Annotated in this window: 20 protein-coding genes; 3 read left to right on the top strand and 17 right to left on the bottom strand. The window is 45.9% G+C overall.

Annotation, left to right across the window (positions count from 1 at the left end):
• Window positions 1-9: 9 nt before the first annotated feature.
• The 3 genes from GC096_RS29145 to GC096_RS29135 all read right to left on the bottom strand — a co-directional run bounded on the left by GC096_RS29145 (window position 10) and on the right by GC096_RS29135 (window position 3,703).
• Window positions 10-1,218 carry an ABC transporter permease gene (locus tag GC096_RS29145; RefSeq protein WP_171635211.1) on the bottom strand — a complete coding sequence of 403 codons (1,209 nt, stop codon included), beginning with the start codon at window positions 1,216-1,218 and terminating at the stop codon, window positions 10-12.
• Window positions 1,215-1,892, bottom strand: a complete 678-nt coding sequence (locus GC096_RS29140) for an ABC transporter ATP-binding protein (protein WP_171635210.1) — start codon at window positions 1,890-1,892, stop codon at window positions 1,215-1,217. The genes GC096_RS29145 and GC096_RS29140 overlap by 4 nt, the downstream gene beginning before the upstream one ends.
• 83 nt (window positions 1,893-1,975) lie before the next feature.
• Window positions 1,976-3,703: an alkaline phosphatase gene (locus tag GC096_RS29135; protein WP_312886368.1), complete on the bottom strand. Its 1,728-nt coding sequence runs from the start codon at window positions 3,701-3,703 to the stop codon at window positions 1,976-1,978.
• A 264-nt stretch (window positions 3,704-3,967) separates the two neighbouring features.
• On the opposite strand from GC096_RS29135, the gene GC096_RS29130 reads away from it, so the two are divergent.
• Window positions 3,968-4,135, top strand: a complete 168-nt coding sequence (locus tag GC096_RS29130; protein WP_171635209.1) for a hypothetical protein — start codon at window positions 3,968-3,970, stop codon at window positions 4,133-4,135.
• A gap of 405 nt (window positions 4,136-4,540) precedes the next feature.
• Here GC096_RS29130 and dnaJ read toward each other — a convergent pair whose 3' ends face one another.
• The 11 genes from dnaJ to gpr form a co-directional block, all read right to left on the bottom strand.
• Complete coding sequence (dnaJ, locus tag GC096_RS29125; RefSeq protein WP_216626306.1) at window positions 4,541-5,674, bottom strand: molecular chaperone DnaJ; 1,134 nt, start codon at window positions 5,672-5,674, stop codon at window positions 4,541-4,543.
• A 125-nt stretch (window positions 5,675-5,799) separates the two neighbouring features.
• Complete coding sequence (gene dnaK / locus GC096_RS29120) at window positions 5,800-7,638, bottom strand: molecular chaperone DnaK (RefSeq protein WP_171635207.1); 1,839 nt, start codon at window positions 7,636-7,638, stop codon at window positions 5,800-5,802.
• A 182-nt stretch (window positions 7,639-7,820) separates the two neighbouring features.
• Window positions 7,821-8,384, bottom strand: a complete 564-nt coding sequence (gene grpE / locus GC096_RS29115) for a nucleotide exchange factor GrpE (protein WP_246303037.1) — start codon at window positions 8,382-8,384, stop codon at window positions 7,821-7,823.
• 82 nt (window positions 8,385-8,466) lie between these two features.
• Window positions 8,467-9,990 (bottom strand): TCP-1/cpn60 chaperonin family protein, encoded by a 1,524-nt coding sequence (locus GC096_RS29110; RefSeq protein WP_246303036.1) that lies wholly within the window; start codon window positions 9,988-9,990, stop codon window positions 8,467-8,469.
• Window positions 9,991-10,007: 17 nt separating this feature from the next.
• The gene (gene hrcA / locus GC096_RS29105) at window positions 10,008-11,036 is read right to left on the bottom strand and encodes a heat-inducible transcriptional repressor HrcA (RefSeq protein WP_171635204.1); all 1,029 of its coding nucleotides are present in this window, start codon (window positions 11,034-11,036) and stop codon (window positions 10,008-10,010) included.
• A gap of 110 nt (window positions 11,037-11,146) precedes the next feature.
• Complete coding sequence (locus GC096_RS29100) at window positions 11,147-11,620, bottom strand: N-acetyltransferase (RefSeq protein ID WP_312886367.1); 474 nt, start codon at window positions 11,618-11,620, stop codon at window positions 11,147-11,149.
• A 141-nt stretch (window positions 11,621-11,761) separates the two neighbouring features.
• Entirely contained in the window at window positions 11,762-12,913 is a 1,152-nt protein-coding gene (hemW, locus tag GC096_RS29095) for a radical SAM family heme chaperone HemW (RefSeq protein ID WP_171635203.1), read from the bottom strand.
• Window positions 12,914-12,996: 83 nt separating this feature from the next.
• Entirely contained in the window at window positions 12,997-14,811 is a 1,815-nt protein-coding gene (gene lepA / locus GC096_RS29090) for a translation elongation factor 4 (RefSeq protein WP_171635202.1), read from the bottom strand.
• 73 nt (window positions 14,812-14,884) lie between these two features.
• Window positions 14,885-15,277: a DUF3679 domain-containing protein gene (locus tag GC096_RS29085; RefSeq protein WP_171635201.1), complete on the bottom strand. Its 393-nt coding sequence runs from the start codon at window positions 15,275-15,277 to the stop codon at window positions 14,885-14,887.
• A gap of 32 nt (window positions 15,278-15,309) precedes the next feature.
• Window positions 15,310-16,539 (bottom strand): stage II sporulation protein P, encoded by a 1,230-nt coding sequence (gene spoIIP, locus GC096_RS29080; protein WP_171635200.1) that lies wholly within the window; start codon window positions 16,537-16,539, stop codon window positions 15,310-15,312.
• A 335-nt stretch (window positions 16,540-16,874) separates the two neighbouring features.
• Window positions 16,875-17,873 (bottom strand): GPR endopeptidase, encoded by a 999-nt coding sequence (gene gpr, locus GC096_RS29075; RefSeq protein WP_171635199.1) that lies wholly within the window; start codon window positions 17,871-17,873, stop codon window positions 16,875-16,877.
• 110 nt (window positions 17,874-17,983) lie between these two features.
• On the opposite strand from gpr, the gene GC096_RS29070 reads away from it, so the two are divergent.
• Both GC096_RS29070 and rpsT read left to right on the top strand, forming a co-directional pair.
• Complete coding sequence (locus GC096_RS29070) at window positions 17,984-18,445, top strand: hypothetical protein (RefSeq protein ID WP_171635198.1); 462 nt, start codon at window positions 17,984-17,986, stop codon at window positions 18,443-18,445.
• A 707-nt stretch (window positions 18,446-19,152) separates the two neighbouring features.
• Window positions 19,153-19,404: a 30S ribosomal protein S20 gene (gene rpsT / locus GC096_RS29065; RefSeq protein WP_056609803.1), complete on the top strand. Its 252-nt coding sequence runs from the start codon at window positions 19,153-19,155 to the stop codon at window positions 19,402-19,404.
• 87 nt (window positions 19,405-19,491) lie between these two features.
• Here the strand turns inward: rpsT and holA are convergent, their stop codons facing one another.
• The 3 genes from holA to GC096_RS29050 all read right to left on the bottom strand — a co-directional run bounded on the left by holA (window position 19,492) and on the right by GC096_RS29050 (window position 22,519).
• Complete coding sequence (gene holA / locus GC096_RS29060; RefSeq protein ID WP_171636160.1) at window positions 19,492-20,511, bottom strand: DNA polymerase III subunit delta; 1,020 nt, start codon at window positions 20,509-20,511, stop codon at window positions 19,492-19,494.
• A 206-nt stretch (window positions 20,512-20,717) separates the two neighbouring features.
• Window positions 20,718-21,953 carry a zf-HC2 domain-containing protein gene (locus GC096_RS29055; RefSeq protein ID WP_171635197.1) on the bottom strand — a complete coding sequence of 412 codons (1,236 nt, stop codon included), beginning with the start codon at window positions 21,951-21,953 and terminating at the stop codon, window positions 20,718-20,720.
• Window positions 21,950-22,519, bottom strand: a complete 570-nt coding sequence (locus GC096_RS29050) for an RNA polymerase sigma factor (RefSeq protein ID WP_216626289.1) — start codon at window positions 22,517-22,519, stop codon at window positions 21,950-21,952. The genes GC096_RS29055 and GC096_RS29050 overlap by 4 nt, the downstream gene beginning before the upstream one ends.
• Between the last annotated feature and the right edge of the window lie 80 nt (window positions 22,520-22,599).

Below are 22,599 nucleotides of genomic sequence, written 5' to 3'. Positions count from 1 at the left end.
CATGTCACCTCAAGAACGGAATAATTGCAATGGATTCACACGATAAGCTTGAATTGCGGGGCCAATGGACGCGACAATCGCGATCAACAAGGTAACTATGACTAGTAAAGATTCCCCTGGAACGAAAGCCCACGCCTGTATTTGTAGACCTGTATTGGCAAAGACCACATCACGGCTCACAAATCCTCCAATATGTCCAAGAGCAAGCCCCAGCATCAAACCAATCAAAGTTAAAATAATTCCTTCACCAATAAGCGAAAGCCAGATGAAATATTTAGATTTCCCGATGAGTCGCAACAGTGCGACGTCTCTCTTTCGTTCATGTACCGCAGCAGTCAGCGATAGTAAAATGGACCCCGCCGCTAACAGAATGCATATCATCGTCACGAACTTCACTGCTTGTGTCCCTTGATCAACAACATTCACAACATCAGCAATTGCCTTGCTTGTATAAACAGCCTGCACGTTATTGTATTGTGCGAAAACCGTTTTGATCGACTGAGCACCCAGGAGTGATTTCGGTTTAACGACGATCGCAGTAATCTCTTTAGCTTTAGTTGGCTGACTTTCGTGAACAGCCCACGCATAATCCAACGTAGTAAACACTGCTCGATCATCCGATGTATGGAATGGGGGCAATATACCCACTACCGTATAGGTGAATGCATGATGATGTTCTTCTTCCTCTCCATCTTCCTCTACTTCCCCTAAACCTTGTATCAGCCCATGTGCGCCTGCGAAAGTGTCTCCTACATGTAGACCCAAAGAGCTTGCTACATAGGAACCTACAATGGTCTCTCCTAACTTGCCGTATAACTTACCATGTGCCATTTGTTTCGTTGCACCATAACGAGTTAAGAAATATCCGGATTCCATACCAACGATCGGAAAACCATTATAATTATCCCCTGTGGTCATCGCATACGCAGACTCGACGAATTCATTTTTTCGAACATCATCGAGAACAGTGATAGGAATATTGCCCGTCGGCGCACCAATATGGTAGTAGGTATTAAGAGCAAGCTGTGACGCGCTGCCTTTCGCGCCAATCGTGACTTCAAAGGGGCCATAACCTTTTTCAGCACCTTGCTCCACACCTTGGCTGCATAGCAGAAGAAATACAACAAGCGCTGCTGTAATGGCCACAGAGCTAATGGTCAAGAGTGACAAGGTTTTGCGGTGCCAGATATGACTCCATAGCAAGGATATTACTTTCATACCGAAACACTCCTAAGCAGTTCGTTCAGTTCTTGCATATACACACGTTTGGGGAACATCTCAGCGATATGTCGATCATGTGTAACTGTCAGTAAAGTTAATTGTTCATCTCTGCAAATATCCAGCAGCAACGTCATCATCTCGCTCGCTGTTTCCCAATCCAAGCTCCCCGTAGGCTCATCTGCTAATAGCAGGGGCGGTTTGGTGATTAACGCCCGAACGATGGCAGCTCTCTGCTGTTGCCCTCGGGATAGTTGGGAAGGTAGATGCTGCCCACGATCCTGCAACCCAACGCGTTCCAACCAATCATCGAGCATCTTCTTTCTCTCTTGCTTCGTACCGGTGTTAGGCATGATTAATTCAATATTTTGCCTAACCGTTAGCGAAGCTATGAGATGAAAATCCTGAAAAATATAACCGATATTCTCCGCGCGGAAATGATCTCTTTTACTTTCCGTGAGGAGATGAACGGGCCGACCAGCAACCCAAATCTCTCCCTGATCAGCCGTTATGACGCCACTAAGCAGATGTAAAAGCGTGCTTTTTCCGCAGCCGCTCGCGCCCATCAGTGCAATTCTTTCGCCTTTTTGAATTTGCCACTGGGCTACCTGCAAGATAGGTAAACTATGACCATGCAGTTGGAAAGATTTCGATACTCCTTGTAGACTAATCATCCGAAAGCCCCTCGCTTCTATTCGAATCCAAAAGAAAAGAGGACACAGGGAAGGAGCTCCCCATGTCCGTCTGCTCCACTAGATTAATTTTTCACAATACGCTCATTAAAGGAATCCCATGTGTACGTTTTTCCCGTTAGTTGATTAAAGGCTTCTAGCGGCAAATACAACTTACCGTTATCCACATTACCAACCCATGCACTCGCTGTACCGTTCACTGTAATCGCTCCAGAAGAGACTAGAACGGAAACCTTTTGACTATCCTTTGTAAAAGTAACTGTACCAGTCGCTTCATCCCATGCTACTTGAATTCCGAGGGATTCAGCTAATGATCTTGCCGTAAACAACGTTTTGGAATCACGCGTCACTTTGAACATCGGGTACAGATATTTATCTTGAAGCTCTTTCGTTGTGGCTGCTAAATCAGCGCCAATCACTTTCGCACCGCTTTTAGCAATATCCGTATTGTCAATATCACCTTTTACAAGCGCAGCGATCGGACCGTAAGCCCACACACCAACGTCAACCCCTGTATGACCATGCCCTGTCCAACCTACTGCTAGACGCTTCGACACGACTGCATTATAACCGCCACCACGACCGTAGGATGAACCATCACCGTTCAGAATCAATTGTACTTCCTCATCAGATAGATCCGTGAAGCCAATGTTGTCAGCTACGATTTTACGGATATCATCAGCAGTTTGAGCTTTTTTCAAGATGCCATCGATGTATTCATAAGAGTGCTTCTGTTTGTTAAACAAATCAACATTCAATTCATACACATTGTCTCTAGCAAGTGACAATCCGCCTGTTTCATGATCCGCTGATACGACAACAGATGTATTACCATCTTTTTTAGCCCAATCCACTAGCGTTTTGAATGTCGCATCCAACTCTAGCATCTCTTGAATATTCGCAGGAAGATCGTTCGCATGTCCCGCGTGGTCAATACGACCTTGCTCAACTAACAAGACGAAGCCATTTTTATTTTGGGATAAAATATCGAGTGCTTTTTGTGATAATTGTGGTAAAGACGGCACCGTATCCGTACGGTCAAGTACATAAGGAATCTCGGCATCTGCGAAGAGTCCAAGCGCTTTGCCTGCCGTTACTGGAATTGCATCTAAGCCTTTTTTATCAAAAGCCGTTTGGTAGCCCTTTGCTTGAAAATCAGGAATGATATTTTTGTCAGTACGCTTACCTTTGTCCTCTTTCGTCGTGAAGTTAACTTTTCCTCCACCGAAGATAACATCGACTCCACTGTTTAAATATTGCGAAGCAATCGCATTTTGGTTGCTGCGTTGGCGAACATGTGACGCCCATACAGCTGGAGTTGCCCCCGTAATATTGTCAGTTGATACTAAACCAGTTGCTTTGCCTTGCTTCATCGCTGCTTCAATAACAGAAGCATACGGCTTAGCTACATCCCCATTGGATACACTGATCGCATTGTTGTATGTCTTATTTCCTGTTGAAAAAGCGGTCGCAGCAGCTGCAGAATCCGTGACCGTACCTGACTCTGTTGTGTAAGGACTTGCTTCTGAATATGTAGTCGCTTTCCCCACATAATAACCGCCATCCAATTCCAGACGGTCTTTACCCAGGAACTTCTTCGCGTAGTAACGAGCAGCTGTCACTTCAGCTGGCCCCATCCCATCGCCAATCAGAACGATCAAATTTTTAGAAGGAGGTGCTTGAACTGTTGATGGTGTTGTTGAATCTGCAGCGGATACTGTACCTGCTAAACTTAGAGTTAATAAGGAAACTGCCATTCCTGAACCCATTATTTGCTTTAACGCTTTTTTCAAATGTTTTCCCTCCAAAAATAGTATTTCACCTTCCTAGCATAAGCCTCGTAGATTTGGAGAACGTCAAATCCATATGAAGGTATTGTAAATTGGGTTGGAATTGTTAAGGGATGATCAATAGGAGGTGAGAAGGAGAGCTTTCGTTTGGTGACGTCTTTGTCCGTTAGCGTTCCAAATACCATGATTTTAAACAAATAGTGTCTTCTAATGTCCGTTAGGTACGGTGGTGGTAGTGGATGATGCGATGGGTGGTGGGGTTAGGCTATGGATGATGAACGGTTGGCGATTGGTGCTGGGCGATGGCGATGGATGATGAGCGGTTGGCGGTTAGCGGTTAGCGATGGATGCTGGATACTGGATACTGGATACTCGATGCTGGGCGATGGTACGAGGTACCTGGTGGGGCTGGTATGTATTCGGGTCGCCCAATAGTCGAAAGCATCTCCTAACGGACACAGAAGACGCTAATTCGGTTAGTGATCACCTTTTCAAGAACTAACGGACACTGTTGCAGCTATTTCGGCGAAATTGCCACTTATAAGCTGATTTTCACCCCAATAGTGACGTCTGTGTCCGTTAGCGTTACAAATACTATGATTTTAAACAAATAGTGTCTTCTATGTCCGTTAGATGGCGGTAGGGGCGCTGAGGGCTGGAGGGCTGGGTGTCTGGTGAGAGGTAACTGGTGAGAGATGTCTGGTCAGAGGTGTCTGGTCAAGGGTTCGGGCAAACCTCCTCACATCTTATTCTCCAATGATTTTTCAACGCAAAAACACCTCAAACGTGTGAATGAACAGATTAAATCTGTCATCCACGCACTCGAGGTGCTTTAGTTTGCTAATCGCCTAAGAAGGCTCTTTTCATACGTTCAAAAATAGACTGGCTTTGCTCATGCGTATGCTCGCCGCTTTGCTTGCCGAACTGACGCAGCAAATCCTTCTGATCTTCTGACAAATTCGTCGGTGTCATCACGATGACTTTCACGTGTTGATCCCCTTGACCGAATCCACGAAGATGCGGAACGCCTTTGCCTTTCAGACGGAAGTACGTATCGGTTTGCGTACCTGCTGGAATCTTGAGCTTCACTTTCTCAGTTAGCGTAGGGATTTCGATTTCATCACCTAGCGCCGCTTGCATGAAAGTCAATGGCACTTCACAGTACACATCGTTGCCTTCACGTTGGAAGAACTCATGATTTTTCACACGAATAACAACATAAAGATCACCAGACGGGCCTCCACGTGTTCCGCCTTCGCCTTCACCAGAAACGCGAAGTTGAGCGCCATCATCTACACCAGCTGGAATCTTAATGTGAATAGTACGCGTCTTTTTCACTTTACCAGCGCCATGACACGTTCCGCATTTTTCTTTGATGATTTTACCGGAACCATTACATGACGTACACACGCGGCGATTCACAATACGGCCAAATGCTGTATTCTGAACCACTTCTTGTTGTCCGCTACCATGACAGCCGCCACATGTTTCTGGCTTTGTTCCTGCTTTGGCACCCGAACCATGACATGTATCGCAATTCTCAGTACGCGGAATGTTGATATCCATTTCTTTACCGAAAATGGCTTCTTTAAATTCCACGGTCATCGTGTATTGCAAATCATTACCCCGTTGTGGGGCATTCGGATTACGACGATTACCACCGCCGCCGCCACCGAAGAACATATCAAAGATATCCCCGAAGCCGCCGCCGAAGTCTTGACCGCCGCCAAATCCTTGATTCGGATCTACGTGACCGAACTGATCATATTGCGCTTTCTTCTGATCATCGCTCAGAACATCATAGGCATCTTTCGCTTCTTTGAACTTATCTTCTGCATCTGCCGCTTTATTCACGTCAGGGTGATATTGACGTGCCATTTTACGGTAAGCCTTCTTGATCTCTTCCTGTGAAGCATTCTTCCCGAGACCTAACACCTCGTAATAATCACGTTTACTCACTTGTTCCACTCCCATGTTCAAGACTACAAACGGAAAGTCAAAGCCGTGGAGAAACTCCATTGGGCTTTGACTCTAACGTTCCATGCGTAACAAACAGTGTTTAAAAAACTTCTTTAAACTTCTATTTAGTTAGAATATGTTTATTTCTTAGGTTCGTCAACCACTTCGTAGTCTGCGTCTACAACATTTTCTCTGCCTTTAGGAGCTTCGCCTGCGCCAGCATCAGGACCTGGGCCTTGATCTTGGGAAGCTTGCTCATATAATTTAACAGAAAGTTGTTGAATGACTTCAGTCAATTCTTCTGTTGCTTTTTTGATCGTTTCAAGATCGTTGCCAGCAAGAGCTGCTGTGACTTTCTCTTTCGCAGCATTCGCTTTGTCGATCTCACCTTGGTCTACTTTATCGCCAAGATCTTTGATCGTTTTGTCAACGGAGTACACCAATTGATCAGCTTCGTTACGTGCTTCTACAAGCTCTTTACGTGCGCGATCCTCCTCAGCATGTGCTTCCGCATCTTTCACCATTTGTTCAACTTCGCTATCACTCAAACCGCTGGAAGAAGTGATCGTGATTTTTTGGCTTTTGCCTGTTCCTTTATCCAAAGCAGACACGTTAACAATACCGTTCGCATCGATATCGAAGCTAACTTCGATTTGTGGAACGCCGCGTGGGGCTGGAGGAATGTCACCTAGCATGAAGCGGCCAAGTGTTTTGTTGCCGCTAGCCATGGAGCGCTCACCTTGAAGCACGTGAATCTCTACGCTAGTTTGGTTATCTGCATAAGTGGAGTACACTTGTGATTTCGTAGTAGGAATCGTTGTGTTGCGGTCGATCATTTTTGTGAATACGCCGCCTGCTGTTTCGATACCAAGGGAAAGTGGTGTTACGTCAAGAAGAACAACGTCTTTCACTTCACCAGTCAAAACACCAGCTTGAACAGCTGCGCCAAGGGCAACAACTTCATCCGGGTTAACACCTTTGTGTGGCTCTTTACCGATTAATTTCTTAATCGCTTCTACAACCGCAGGAATACGAGTGGATCCACCAACAAGAACAACTTTATCGATTTGGCTTGTGGACAAACCGGAATCTTGAAGTGCTTGACGAGTTGGTCCTAATGTTCTTTCAACTAGACCAGCGGAAAGCTCTTCGAACTTCGCACGCGTCAAGTTCAACTCCAAATGCTGAGGTACGCCGTCTGCTACCGTGATGAACGGAAGGGAAACAGTTGTAGTCAAAACACCAGAAAGTTCTTTTTTCGCTTTTTCAGCAGCATCTTTCAAACGTTGAACGGCCGCTTTATCTTTGGAAAGGTCAATGCCTTGCTCTTTTTTGAATTCAGCAACGAGGTAATCCATCACAACTTGGTCAAAGTCATCTCCGCCCAATTTGTTGTCGCCGCTTGTTGCTTTAACTTCGAAGAAACCATCGCCTAGCTCAAGGATGGATACGTCGAATGTACCGCCACCAAGGTCATAAACGAGAATCGTTTGATCTTCTGTTTTTTCCAAACCGTAAGCAAGTGCTGCTGCAGTTGGCTCATTGACGATACGAAGTACTTCAAGACCAGCAATTTTACCAGCATCCTTCGTTGCTTGACGTTGGCTATCGTTGAAGTAAGCAGGAACCGTGATTACCGCTTGCGTAACTGTTTGACCAAGGTAAGCTTCTGCATCCGCTTTTAGCTTTTGCAGGATGATTGCAGAGATCTCTTGTGGCGTGTAGTCTTTGCCATCAATGTTCTCTTTGTGGTTCGTACCAATGTGACGCTTGATGGAGCTGATTGTTTTGTCTGGGTTTGTGATCGCTTGACGCTTAGCCGTTTCACCAACTACACGCTCGCCATCTTTTTTGAAACCTACAACGGATGGCGTTGTGCGGTTACCTTCTGGATTTGGAATTACGACGGCTTCTCCGCCTTCCATAACGGCAACGCAAGAATTTGTAGTACCTAAGTCAATACCAATTACTTTACTCATGTAAAGATGCCTCCTTATGTCCCATAGGAACGTCATTAGTTTTTTAGAATGAAATAAGATCCTTTAGTCTTGTTTTCAGCACCGAAAAGATTGAAAGAAGCTAGGAAATGAGGAGCGGAGCGTAGTGTAAACTACGTGAGCACCGGAATTTCAGGCTGAATTCAATATTCGCAAAATTAGACTTATACGCTAACTTTAACCATTGCTGGTCGGATGACCTTATCTTTCAGGATGTAGCCTTTTTGCAATTCTTCTACGACAATACCTTCTTCATGCTCCTCGGATTCCACTTGCATCACGGCTTGATGGAATTCAGGGTTGAACGGATGACCAACAGATTCGATAGGCTTAAGCCCTTCAGCAGTTAATAGTTGATCAATACCGCGGTATGTCATATCCAAGCCCTTCACCAATGCGTCGAAATCCTTCGTCTCTTTGCTTGAAGACAGCGCGCGATCAAAGTTATCCACAATCGGTAGTAGCTGCTCAATCAATTTTAGCGAAGCGTATTTCGCGAAATCTTCCTTCTCCGTTCTTGCACGGCGACGGAAGTTGTCGAAGTCCGCTTGAACGCGTAATAAACGCTGATAGTTTTCTTCGGCTTGCACACGCGCCTGTTCCAATTCGCTAGATACTGTAGCTTCCTCGGAAACGTCTGCAACAGCTTCTCCAGTCGTTGCTTCGTTATCGGCTGCGTATGTAGTGTCAATGTCTTGTTCGACTGTTTTGTTATCTCCAGTACTCAATTGTCCTTCACCTCCTAAACATAATACACGAGTTATACTCGATTCACATACATCATCCATTTGGGCATTAGTTTACCCATCTTTAGTTCTCTTCAAAAGGCTGCTTCATCTTAATCACTGTATGGATACGCAGCACCGCGGCAGCGACTTCTCCAGCCGCTTGCAGAGCGTGAATTTTCACATCTGTCGGATCCATGATCCCTGCTTCCACAAAATCCGTGATCAACCCGGTATCACAATCGATCCCTAGGCTGTCCGTATCCTGAGCAAGCTGGGCCGCTTTCAGCTCTTCAACCTTCTCGAGCGGATTGTAGCCTGCATTCACGACGATTTGAGACAACGGCTTGCGCAGTGCTCCCGCGACAGCGGCCACACCAAAGCCCTCCATGCCCTTCATCGTCTCGCGCACACGCTCCAGATCATGCGCGACGGCCATCTCGGCTGCCCCGCCGCCAGGCAAGTACCCGCCGCGTACGGCGGCTTGGACGGCTGACGCAGCGTCCTTCGCGATGCGCGAGCGTTCATGCGCCGCTTCGCGCGTCGCGGCGCCAACGATCACGGTCACGTGCTGTTCGCCGTGACCGTGCGCCACGCGCACGCGCTCTAGCCGCTCGTCATACGCGGCATAGCCCGCGTGACCGAGCGCAGCGCTCAGCTCCGGCGCGCTCTTGCGCAGCGCCGTGCGCCGCACCGGCCTAGCGCCGGTGTGCTCGCTCAGCAGCTGCAGGTCCCGGCGGGACAGCCGCTGTAGCACGAGGATGCCATGGTCGGAGCAGAACTGCTCCGCCTCAGGGTCAACCCCGCGGTCTGATGCAATCAGACCGACGCCAAGCTCCAGCAGCGAGCCGAGGCTGCTGCGGAAGAGCTCTCGGAGCTGCATGTAGCGCTGGAAGCCTGCCTCGGTGACCAGCGATTCCTCGCTGACCGCCTCAGGTTCCAGGGCATCATGCAGCACGAGGATGCGAGCATCTCGCCGCTCGTGCTCGAGGTGCAGGTTCATCGGCTTCTGGTTCAGCAGAATGCCGGTCCAAACCTCGCTGCTCGCTTCTTCATGTGCGAGCACGCTGTCCGCGAAGCGATAACCTTCTTCGCGCAGCTTCGCCTCACCGACCGCTTCGGCCGCTTGGATGATAAGCTTAGCGATGTCTGTCTGCTCGCGCCCCGCTGTATAAGCAATCCGCTGCAGCGCGCGATCTCCAAGGCCTGCAATCTGACGACTGCGGCCCTGCAAGCTCGCTACGGCCAATTCAATACCCTGTAGCATGCCAGTGACAACCTTGGCAACTGGCACGCCGCGTGTAACTTGCGCGACGCCTTCTTGCACCATGGCTCCGGCAAGCACTGTCGCTGTCGTAGTGCCATCGCCTATTTGGCGTTGTTGACTGCGAGCGACTTGAATCATTAGCCTAGCAGCAGGATGGGTAACATCCATCTTTTCTAATATGGTCACACCATCGTTGGTAATAATGACATCACCTTGGCCGCCGACTAGCATGGTGTCCAGCCCTTTAGGACCTAAGGTTCCTTCGACAGCCGAACAAATCGCTCTGACAGCCGCGGCATTATTCACTAACGTCGAGTACCGTTCTTCACTTTCACCGTGCATAGTAGGTTTGACTCCTGTCATTTGCCATACCAACGTCCTAGGACCAATTCCATATGCTTCGATAGATGCTCCATTAAGCCTATAACTCTACCGTATTCCATGCGAGTAGGTCCCAAAATACCAATCGTTCCAAGCGGCGTACCGCCAATGGAATAGGAAGCTGTAATTAAACTGCAATTCGATATAGCTTCAATACTATTCTCAGCACCAATTTTAATCTCAATGCCTTCATTTGACGGAGTAAATAACTTGATAAGGGTTGGTGCTTCTTCCAGCAGATCAAAAATGCTCTTCACTTTCTCCACATCCTTGAACTCAGGCTGTGTGAGCATATTCGTCATCCCACTGAGGAAAACACGGTCCTTCTCGTCACTTTGAAGCACGCTTTCCACCAAACCAAGAAGCTCTTGATAGCCAGTGACATATTTGCTTAACTCATTAGAAATCTCATTGTAAAGCTTTGATTTAAACTGAACTAATGGCACATTCTTAAGCCTCGTGTTCAGAATATTAACGACCTTCTCGATTTCCGACATCGGAATCCCTTCAGGTATCGTTACTGTCTTATTTTCAACATGACCCGTATTCATCACTAAGATCGCAACAGCCGTTGTATCAGAGATCGGAATGATTTGGATATGCTTCAATGTCGTGCTAAACACCTCAGGACCGAGCACAATAGACGTGTAATTCGTAAGACTGGAGAGCATGCCAGCAACGTGCTGAATAACACCTTCCATCTCTTGAATACGTTCTGCGAAAGCCCCCTTCATGGAGTCCAAATCATGACTATGCAAGGAGCCGTGCTTCAACAAATGATCGACATAATAGCGATAACCTTTGTGCGAAGGAATACGACCTGCGGACGTATGAGGCTGCTCAAGATAGCCCATTTCTTCGAGATCAGACATTTCGTTACGAATGGTTGCTGGACTAAAACCAACATTCCCACGCTTCGAAATACTTCGCGAACCAATTGGCTCCGCTGAACGAACGTAATCATCAATGATTGCACTTAAAATCATGCGTTGGCGCTCTGTCAACATGAGTACCCCTCCTCCTCACTTCTCACTATTTGCCACCTTCGTTAGCACTCGTATTTAGTGAGTGCTAAATCCTAATACAAAAATAACAGACCCTAAGGTCTGTTGTCAAGTCAATCCAAACGTTTAAGTACGGCGATTTCGTCGCAACAATACTGTTTTTTGCAATGCATACAGTCTCTCCAAACCTTCTCAGGAAAAATCTCCTTCGGAACGAGTGTAAAGCCGTTTTTCTGAAAGAAAGCTACTTCATAAGTAAGTGCCATAACTTTAATAATTCCTTGACTTCTTGCCTCTTCAACTAAGAAATCAACAAGTTTTCCGCCGATTCCTTGACCCTTGTAGCCAGGTGTCATCCCAAGTGAGCGAATCTCAACAAGATCTGGCCCCAGCCTCGTCAATGAACCGCAGCCTATTAATAAGCCATCGAATTCAGCGACAACAAATGTATCAATTTGATCTTGGAGCATTTCCCTGCTCCGCGGTAGCATGATGCCTTGCTTGGCATACCCCTGTATAATTTCGAAAAGCTTATCGATATCATCCACTGAAGCTTTTCTTACGGACACCGTAGTTGATGTATTCACGCTTCCCCACCCACCATTCACACAAAAATGCATAAAAGCCACGCTAGCGCCCTGCGGCTTTCCGCTGTTTCGCTTGTGGATTCATGTATAAATATACAACAATACGTATAAATGCACAAGCGTTTTTTGCGCTATTTCGGTTTAGCTTAAGAACGAGGCAAAGACTTCATTTCCTAACAAAATACCGTGTTTGGATAGACGATATCCTTCTGGCGTTTGCTCAATCAGCTTTTTGTTTATCCAGCCTTGCAACGTAGTCCCAAAGTGGGATTCGATTGTCTCTCCGAATTGATCCATGAAGTCTTTGCTTCGCACACCCTCTAGGAGCCGCAAGCCAACCATCATAAAGTCTTCCATCGCTTCTTGTGGTGTCACGTCGAATTGTTCCATGATCGGTAACCCAAGCTTCGTTGCGTCAATGTAAGGTTGGATGCCCTTCACATTCACATGGCGCTTACCATTCATATACCCATGTGCACCAGCGCCTAATCCATAATAAGAGCGGTTGCGCCAATACATCGTATTATGTCTGCTTTCGCGGCCTGGCTTGGCAAAGTTACTGATTTCATATTGCTTGTAACCCGCTTCCTCCAGCCTTTTCATAATCAACTCGTACATATCGACTTCCTCATCTTCACTCGGGAGCGGCAGTTGATTTTTATTGAACAAGGTGTGGAATAACGTGTTTTCTTCTACTTTCAAACTGTATATCGAATAATGCTGCAAATCGAGTGACAGCGCCTCATCTAATGTAGCCTGCATAATATCCACCGTTTGCTTCGGAAGCCCGAACATAAGATCGATGGATAAATTATCGAAGCCTAGCTTCTTCGCATTGGCAATGCTTCTATGCACATCATCTGTATTATGAATACGGCCGATTGCCGCAAGAATTTCATTGTTAAAAGACTGCACACCGAAACTGATGCGATTTACACCGCCAGCTTTCATGACAGCAAGTTTATCTTCGTCCGTTGTCCCCGGATTAGCTTCCATCGAAAATTCGACTTCTGTACTATCCGCTGGGAAATACGTTCGTACAATACGTAAGAAGCGTTCCATTTGATCTGGAAGCAGCACCGTTGGCGTTCCACCGCCGACAAAGATCGTCTCCACCTTCTGAGGTGGATGATTCCGAACTGTCAGCTCCATTTCACGCTCAAGGGCATCTAGATATTCCATGACGGGTTGGCCTTTGAGCACGTACGAGTTGAAGTCGCAATAATGGCATTTATTTGTGCAAAACGGGATATGAATGTACACCGCCGTAGGCGTTGTATAAGTAACTAACATAAGGGTATTCCTTTCCACGGTCACAATTGACAAAAAGCCAAGGGACAGCGTACGCTGCCACCCCAGCTTTGAGTTCCATGCATCTATTCGTCGATTTTCAAAACAGCCATGAACGCTTCTTGCGGCACTTCTACGCTACCGACCTGCTTCATGCGTTTTTTACCTTCTTTTTGCTTGTCTAACAATTTACGCTTACGGGAAATGTCGCCGCCGTAACACTTTGCAAGTACGTTCTTACGCATCGCTTTAACGGTCTCACGCGCCACGATTTTCTGTCCAATTGCCGCTTGAATCGGCACCTCAAACATTTGCCGCGGGATAAGCTCCTTGAGCTTGTCACAAATGATTTTGCCACGATGATAAGCCGTATCACGGTGAACGATGAAGGACAGCGCATCCACTTGCTCGGAATTAAGCAAAATGTCCATTTTCACTAGATTGGATTTCTTATAGCCGCTCACTTCATAGTCAAAGGAAGCATAGCCCTTCGTCCGTGACTTCAGCATATCGAAGAAATCGTAGACAATCTCTGATAGCGGGATCTCGTAAGTCAATGTCACACGATTCGTATCCAAGTATTCCATGTTCATATATTCGCCACGTTTACCTTGGCAAAGCTCCATGATTGTACCCACATAATCATTAGGCACGATGACAGAAGCTTTCACGTAAGGCTCCTCAACGAAATCAATTCGTTGTGGATCCGGGTAATTCGACGGGTTATCAATTTCCATAACATCGCCATTCGTTAATGTAATGCGATAGATAACACTTGGTGCCGTCGTAATCAATGGGATGTTGAATTCACGCTCGATACGCTCTTGAATGATCTCCATGTGCAAGAGTCCTAAGAATCCACAACGGAAGCCAAAGCCTAGTGCTGTCGAGGTTTCAGGCTCAAAACGTAAGGAAGCATCGTTCAGTTCAAGCTTTTGCAACGCTTCACGAAGATCGTTGTAATCGGTCGTTTCAATCGGATACAATCCGCAGAATACCATTGGATTAATCCGACGGTAACCTGGTAATGCATCAGGTGAAGGACGATCTGCTTCCGTTACCGTGTCACCGACACGCGTATCTCCAACATTTTTAATACCAGCAACGATAAAACCAACATCTCCGACCTCAAGGGAAGGAACCGATGACATTCTTGGTTTGAAAGCACCGACTTCGATAACTTCAAATACTTTGCCTGTCGCCATCATTTTGATCTTGGAGCCAGCTTTGATTGCACCATCAACGACACGCACATACACGATTACACCTTTGTAGCTGTCGTAATGGGAATCGAAAATCAATGCTTTGAGCGGCGCATCAGGATTACCTTGTGGTGCCGGTACTTTCAGGCAAATTTGTTCGATAATCTCTTTAATGCCGATCCCCGCTTTAGCTGAAGCATGTACAGCATCGCTAGCGTCAAGCCCGATCACGTCTTCGATCTCTTGCTTTACTTTATCAGGGTCCGCGCTTGGTAAATCAATTTTATTGATAACAGGTAAAATTTCTAAGTTATTTTCCAATGCGAGATATACATTTGCTAGTGTTTGAGCTTCAATTCCTTGAGCCGCATCGACAACTAACAATGCACCTTCACAAGCCGCTAGACTTCGTGAAACCTCATAAGTAAAGTCGACGTGTCCAGGTGTATCAATTAAGTTAAGGATGTAATCAACACCATCGTCAGCGCGGTAACCTAATCGCACCGCTTGAAGTTTAATCGTAATCCCACGTTCACGCTCCAGATCCATCTGGTCGAGAACTTGCTCTTGCATCTCTCGTGAAGACAATGCACCTGTATATTCCAGAATACGATCAGCTAGTGTTGATTTGCCGTGATCGATATGAGCGATAATTGAAAAGTTGCGAATTCTTTGTTGTCTTTCTCGAATGTCCGTCATGCTAAAGACTAACCCCCACTACATGCAAATAATTTTCATTATAGCAGTTGTGGGAAGTCGGAGCAATGCACACCTAGCCTTTGCCTAAAACAGCATCAAACAAAGAAATAAACAATTTAATGCCATGATGCGCCGTTATCTGTAAAAGCTCGCCTAATTTATTCCCTACACGGTTCAAGGAATTGTCGTGAATGGCTACAGGTTCATCTTGTGGTTCTGCCGTCTGTTTCCCTTTCACAACCGTGTCTTTGCCAACTGGTGTCGGTGTAGGCGATGCTTGGGCAACCGTCATCACTACTTTTCCGGGTGCCTTCGTTGGAGCGACTTGTTGCGCTGCTTTGGAGGAAGGCTGAGGACCTTCTATGCGATCCATGCCGCTGGATGCTAGACTGACGCCGAACAAGATACAAAACAGCAGCAAGAGTCCAAACAAGCCAACTTTGATATAAAAGTGCCTCAGCCTCATTGTATTTCCCTCCTTTATAGTTACTCGTTTGTTTACGAGTTTTTAGGTGTAGTCACGGGTGCATCCACTTTTTTCGCGTTCAAAATAACTTCGGATATCGCTTCTGCCAGCCAATCTGTCGTCCGGTAGCACTCCTCGAGGGTATTGTAAGGCCCTCCTACCTCGATCAGAATACTATTTGGCGAAATGTTTTGGTTATATAACCCATTGCCTTCGCTGGCTTCTTTCGCATGAATCCCCTTCGAGACGCCGGGGTGCTTCTCTTCCAGCACTTGATGAATTTTTCTTGCAAATTCCTCGTTCTTTTTCCAGTTTGGGTTTTTTCCGCCGATTATAAAATAGACCTGTGCGACATCCTTGCCTTCGATCGTGGCTGTTGTTTTACTACGTGCTGCTGAATCGCGATGAATATCGAAGAAGTATTGTAAATCCTTATGCGAAGTCATCGCTTCCTGGAGCGTTTTGGCTGAATACTTGTACGAATACGGATATTCAAACCCTTTGACAGTACTCGGATAAACAGTTGAAGAATGCACAGCACCAATGCCATCTCTCTCTAAATTCTGAGCTAACCGTTGCCCGACGGAGATGATATTCACTTTATCACTGTAGGCTTTATCTGGATCTGTTACACCTTTCAACTCTGGTAAAAAAGACTCATTACTATGTGTTTGATAGATAAATGCGATATTATCACCAGCTGTTTTCGGTGGTTGTGCAACTGCGTTTGGTGAAGGGGATGTAGAGCTAATAGGGGTCGGCTCCACGGATGGCGTTGGCTGTGGAAATCTAGCTTCCGCTTCCAAATCACTGGATATTGGATTTAGATCGTAGGGGGCACTAGGATTCGTTTCGCTCCCTCTTACCAATACCGTCGACTTATTCAACTCCATGCCAGGCACTTCACTTGCGACTAAGCTCTTAGGATCACTCGGATTAATATCCGTCATCATTTGAAAAGCGAAGTGAAACACGTTGTGCTGGGAGAAAGTGAACTTTTTCTGATCCTTATTTAAATGAGGGACTTCCATACCCAACATATCGATAAAAAACTGATTCGTGACAGAGGCAGCGAGACCTTTCATGGATGAAACAGGCGATGTGGACATTAATCGGCTTTGCAGGACGCCACCCAGACCAATGAGAACGAATAGCGCTAAGGTCGAGGTGCTGAGAACCATAAACGTTTTCCCGACGGAACTGGCGCTCTGAAAGGTTTTACGAACTTGGCTGAAATTCCATGTGGCTGATGTCCATTTCATAGTTACCATGCCTCCTAAACTATCTTAATTCAATCTATGAAACGAGCCCGAACGATAGAACTAGTTTTCGCTAGATTTTTTTAACCACATAAGAATTTACAAGTTTCCGAGATTCGGAAGAACAAATTCTTATTGGCGATAAAAACAACCATTTATAGGGATCTTTGGTCGGAGACCAAAGTCTCTCTGCTAGAACGCGGTCGCTCATCCTCGAAGGGCCTCGATAGAAGTTTTTATCATAGATAGGATGAGAGGTTCTCTACCTGATGTTGATAGGCCGCTCCAACGCCAAAAAGAACTGCCCCCACATAAGTAGGCTCAGTTCTCTCATTTCATTAATGCGTATACGCGGCTACGTTATCGACATCTACAGCGTCATGTAAAGCCGCGTTTAAGCCGCTGGCGATGATATTGGCGATATCCTCAATAAACTGGTCAATTTCCTTCGGGGTAACGAGTAAATCGTGCCCTACGGGGTTTAACACCTCTTTAACAAGCTGGAGCCGCTCTTCTTCATTAATATTATCGAGAAGTCCGAATATCTGCCCCGTATTGCTCGTTTGACCACTGAAATGCTTCTGCATGAGATCAAAAGCATTATTCACAATTGTTGAAGCATATACGACTGTTGGTACACCAATCGCAATGACAGGAATCCCTAGATTCTCCTTCGTCAAACCTTTGCGCTTATTGCCAATGCCTGAACCTGGATGGATGCCCGTATCCGCGATCTGAATGGTCGTATTGACACGATCCAAAGATCTAGAGGCCAGCGCATCTATGGCGATGATGAAATCAGGTTTCGATTTATCCACAATACCTTGCACGATGTCGCTGCTTTCGATCCCCGTCGTACCAAGAACTCCAGGCGCAACAGCACTCACAGCTCGATAGCCTGGGCTCACATCTTCAGGTACCAGTTCGAAGTAATGGCGCGTCACCATGATATTTTCAACGACGAGTGGCCCCAAGGCATCTGGCGTCACATTCCCATTGCCCAGTCCAATAATCAGGGCTTTCGCATTTTTCGGAATACCAACTTGCCGCAAAAACTGTTCAAACTCCTGAGCGAGCTTAGTCGCCACGCGATCTTGAAGCTGACTATCTTTCTCCCTCAGTGCAGGTACCTCAATCGTTATATAATGACCCAGAAGCTTACCAAGCGCTTTGGAGCCTTCTTCGTTCAGGACGTTAATTTTGGTTACGCGAATCCCGTTTTCCCGTGTGAACTCCTGTTCAATACCAGGAATCGGTTGCCCCTGATTGGCTGCATGGGCCATATCCCTTGCATCGAGTGCAAGATCGGTCTGTGTGTTAAATATGCCTAAGTCCATTGGAGGTCCCCTTTCATACTTGTGCTGTGTTGCTTATTGTGTGACAGATGCCGCGGGGTTATGCAGAGATAGAAACGGCGCTATTTCTATTTGGAATGGAGAGTGTTGGAATGACCTTAAATCAATTTGACTGTGTACACAAAGAATGGTTGAACTCGCATGTATCCAAAAGAAAAGGCGAAGCTCTACGGAAATTACAGACCGGTCATGCTTTTGCTGAGATAGAGTTTCTCCGTTGTCTGTGGTGGGGAGCTTTTGGACACTTTAATCACTTGCATCCAGAGTATGCGATTGTTGACTTCGCGGATGGTAAAAGATATCTCGACTTTGCTTATATCCGTTCGGGGATTCGCATTGCTTTTGAGATCGACCCCTACGGGACTCACTATGATAAAATGGATCGGAGACAATACTCGAACCAATGGGTGCGGCATATGCACCTTGTGAATGACGGATGGATCATTGTGCGTATCAGCTTAGATGACATAAGGGAACGTCCACGTCTTTGGCAAGCGTTGCTACAGCAGCTTATAGGAAGATTATTTGGAGAACAAGAATCGTCTGAAAATTAGTTAAGTAGTCAAGAAAGAGATATTCTCCGGTTAGCCTTACGTTTGGATCGCCCGATCAAGCTTGCGGATGTCAAGGAAGTGCTGCGTTGTGGGTATGATACTGCGAGAAAGCACATGAGGCTCTTAGAAGAGAAAAAATGGCTTTATCCGGGAGTCCAAGGCCTGGCGAGGGTTCACACTTGGATCGTGGATACGACTCGCACTCCTCCTTTGTTGTAACGGTCTGCTAGTTTCCTGGCTACTGCTACTGCTACTGCTTCTGCTTCTGCTACTACGACTTGCCACTCCCACTTAGCTTCACCCCCATCCAGCCCTCCACACACCATTTAGTCCGAAATTATCGACTTAATCTTATAGTCCGTGTCATCAGAACTTAATTAGTCCTAAAACACCCAACTAAATCGACCAAATCAGCCTGCAAACAAGTAAAATGGCTAATTAGTTCGGCAAAACCTGACTATACGCGCTTCGTAACAAGGAATGCTCGATTTAGTTCGGGGAAATCGGACTATCGCAGATTCTGGGGTGAGCTATAACGAATAACCACGAGCAACATAGATCACGAACAGTGGAACCGCCACTAATGACCACTGAAAACCTATTGACAGCTCTTGCAATTTGAAATATTGCGTGGTAGAATACTTAAAGTTGTCAGCAAACATACAAATGTAACGTTGAACGTGTTTTGTAAGTAGGAGGTGAATTTCATGCCAAACATTAAATCCGCTATTAAACGAGTAAAAGTTAGCGAAAAGCGTCGTCTTCGCAACGCTTCCCACAAGTCCGCTTTGCGTACTGCTGTGAAAGCTTTCGAAACAGCTTTAACCCCTGAAGCTTTAGTTTCTGCTTCTAAGAAATTAGACAAAGCTGCTTCTAAAGGTTTAATTCATAAAAATGCCGCTAACCGCAAGAAGTCCCGTCTAGCTAAAAAGCTAAACGCTCTTTCGGCTCAAGCGTAATTCACGGACATAAAAGCAAAAGACTAATTCTCCTAGGAGAATTAGTCTTTTTTCCATTTAAGGACCCGTTAATGATGAATCATCTTCCTAGGCAGCGAGCCTAAGAAGAAATAGTTCCAACCCTAACACTTTATCGATTTTCCCCGTTTTCATCTGCAAATCAAGATCAGCCAGCTCACCCATAATTCGGCTCAGCTTCTCCCCATCGTACTTTCGTGCTTGCCCTTCGGCAACTTTGACCGCAAAAGGATGCAAACCAATCTGTGAAGCCATCTGTTGCTGCGAATAGCCCTGCTTGCCAAGCTCCTTCACCTGCAGCATGATCCGAAACTGCCTGGCGATAAGCGACGCGATTTTGATCGGCTCCTCTCGCTGCTTCAGAAGCTCTTCTAAGATCACAAATGCCCGCTCCAACCGCACATTCACAATGTCTTCAATAAGTATGAATACGTTCTGCTCCGTGCTCCGTGCGACCAATTGATCTATAACGTCAGGCGAAGCTACTCCCTCGGCACCGACATATAAGGAAATCTTCTCAAGTTCGGCCGATAACGATTGCAAATTGCCTCCCGTGTACAGGATCAACTGGTCTGCCGCGCCACCAGAGAACGTAAAGCCTAGCGTTTTCGCATGTTTAGCAACCCAATCTGTTAATTCCTCTGCACTCAAAGAAAGGAACGGAACAGCGGCCTCCATGTCCTTTAAAGCTTTTACAATCTTCTTACGCTCGTCCAATTTATCGGCATCTACTGTGAATACCACGACCGTGTGTTCCGCAGGCGATTTCAAATAGGCTGTTAAGCGATCCATATTGTGCTCTAGCTTCGTATTTTCCTTTGCACCAGTGAAAAACATCGCATTTTTAGCAATAACTAGTTTCTTCGGCACCATGAATGGTAATGTTTCTGCATCATCTAGCGCAGATGAAAGAGGCATTTCACTCAAATCGAATTTACTTACTGCAAATTCCCGGTCTTCTGGCCCCATTAATGAATCCGTTAAAATCTGAATAAATTCGCGCATTTTATATTTCTCAGGTCCGTAGCACAAATAAACGGGCGCTGGACGGCCTGCTTGTATATCTTTTAATGCTCTTTTGGCATCCATGACTAGCATTCACCCCTCCTGTTTATTTTAACAACAACAAAGGGATTACGTCAAAGCCCGAAGACTTTGATGCAATCCCTTCGCCAGTCTATTTAAACACCGATTCAAGGCCCTAGAAACCTTAACTCGTGTGGATGAATGAACTGTTCCATGTTCCTTAAGATAGTTTACGCAATTTCAGCCAAATTGGTGCAAAAAATTTATTTTTATTTATTGGCTTCTGTTTTCTCTTTGACATCAATTAGAATCGTTTGAAGCAATCCTTTACTAGTAACCTCATAAAACAGCTTGTCATCCTTCGACCATTCCAACAACTTGATTTGATCCTCTGCCTGCCATACATGTTTGGAAGCAAATACAAGCTCAAGCGTGAGGGTGTTTCGAATGACCACGTGCGCATCTTCAATCGAAGCCTCATATATCCCCGTGGCAGACTTTAGCTTAGCCTCCCCTGGAGGAATGGCGAATGAGAGACTTGCACTTATTCGGTCTGAACCCGATGTGTCAACGGTTGGTGCTGGTGCCGGAGCTGCTTTCCTGGCTGGTGATTCCGTTGACTTCGGTTCTAACGATGATTGGGGTACGCTTAGGCCAGCGGCAGGCGTAGTGGCTTCTGCATTGGAATCAACCTTATTCGGCTTTGGAATAGATGCATCTGGATCTCTCAACCGCTCAGGAGCCGTTGTAGAGGGTGCTACTTTGTTCGTCTGCATGTCACCGCCAGTAGTTGGTGAAGTATAAGCACCTGGTTTTTCTAACTGTACGTTGGAAGTAGCCTGCGGCGAATTCCCACCGTTGCCAGTAGATGTATTAGTATTAGAAGTGTCTGTCCCTTTTACAACAAACGAATCTGCCGTTGGCGCAACTGGTGATCCTTCTTTAGATGTAGCGTTTTCCTGGTTTTTAGCGATATCATTGTTGCCTATAATTTGATTCATCTCTGATGTTCCAGTTGCACGCTGCTCAGGTGCGCTTTTGGAATCAGAGCTTGAACGAGACATAATACCGTCCGCATTGTCGAGAACAGGATTCTGCATATTAAATGCGAAAAATCCAATAATCAATCCCGCGGCAACGACGCCGCTTGCGACTTTCCATGAGAACTGTTCTCTAAATCGGCTCAACCCTGTGAGTTTAGGCATGTCTTCTTCCAATTCTACTCTAGCAACTTTCGATGGGAAGGCAACGATATTGTCCGTTATTGGCATCTCATTTTGTTTATCCAATTCAAGCAGTTGTGGCATAATAGCATCTACCAAACTGAAAGGCGGCGTAACCTTAGGAAGCTGGGACAATTCGTTCGACAATGCCTGCAGACGCTCAAACATCTGTGCACAGTCCAAACAATGCATAAGGTGAGCATGCAGCTCATTTTCTTCTTTAGGAGCTAAATCTCCATCTAGCTGTCTTTGCATGTACATCATCACCTCTTGACATTTCATCCCCGAACACCTCCTTTCTGATAATCTTGGAGTAATGACTGTAAGGTGTGTCTAGCTCGAAATAAGTAAGACTTCACCGTATTGAGTGGTAAGTTTAGCGATTCTGCAATTTCATGATACGAAAAGTCCTGCAAATAACGTAGAACAACTACAGTGCGATGGTGTTCGGGAAGCTTTTCAATAGCCTCTCTAATATCCTGAGCTAAGTAACCTGTCAATATTTCCTGTTCTACATCATTATCAGCTGTAAAAGTCATCTCATGTTCATCCATAGAGACCGTTGGTTTCGCTCTGCGAAATTTATCGATGCAGATGTTCGTAACAATCCGCTGCACCCACGTTTTGAACAAGGCTTTTTCTTCATAGGAATTAATTTTGGTATAAATCCGAAGAAGAGCCTCCTGCGAAGCATCAAGCGCATCCTGTTCATTATTCAAAATATAATAAGCCGTCCGATAAACGTGAGACTCAATCTCTCGCAATAGGGTAATGAGCGCATCACGGTCACCGGCTTGTGCTGATCTTACCAGTTCGGGTGCTATCACTGGGATCCCTCCCCCTTGCATTCTTACAGACGCAATGGCATCTCATAAGGTTGCAATTTTTTTAGAATAAATATATTAATAACTTGCATCTATCAGAATAA

The organism is Paenibacillus plantarum (genome assembly GCF_013141695.1).
Lineage (GTDB): Bacteria > Bacillota > Bacilli > Paenibacillales > NBRC-103111 > Paenibacillus_E > Paenibacillus_E plantarum.
The sequence above is the reverse complement of the archived record's forward strand: the minus strand, read 5'-3'. Positions and strand labels throughout refer to the sequence as shown.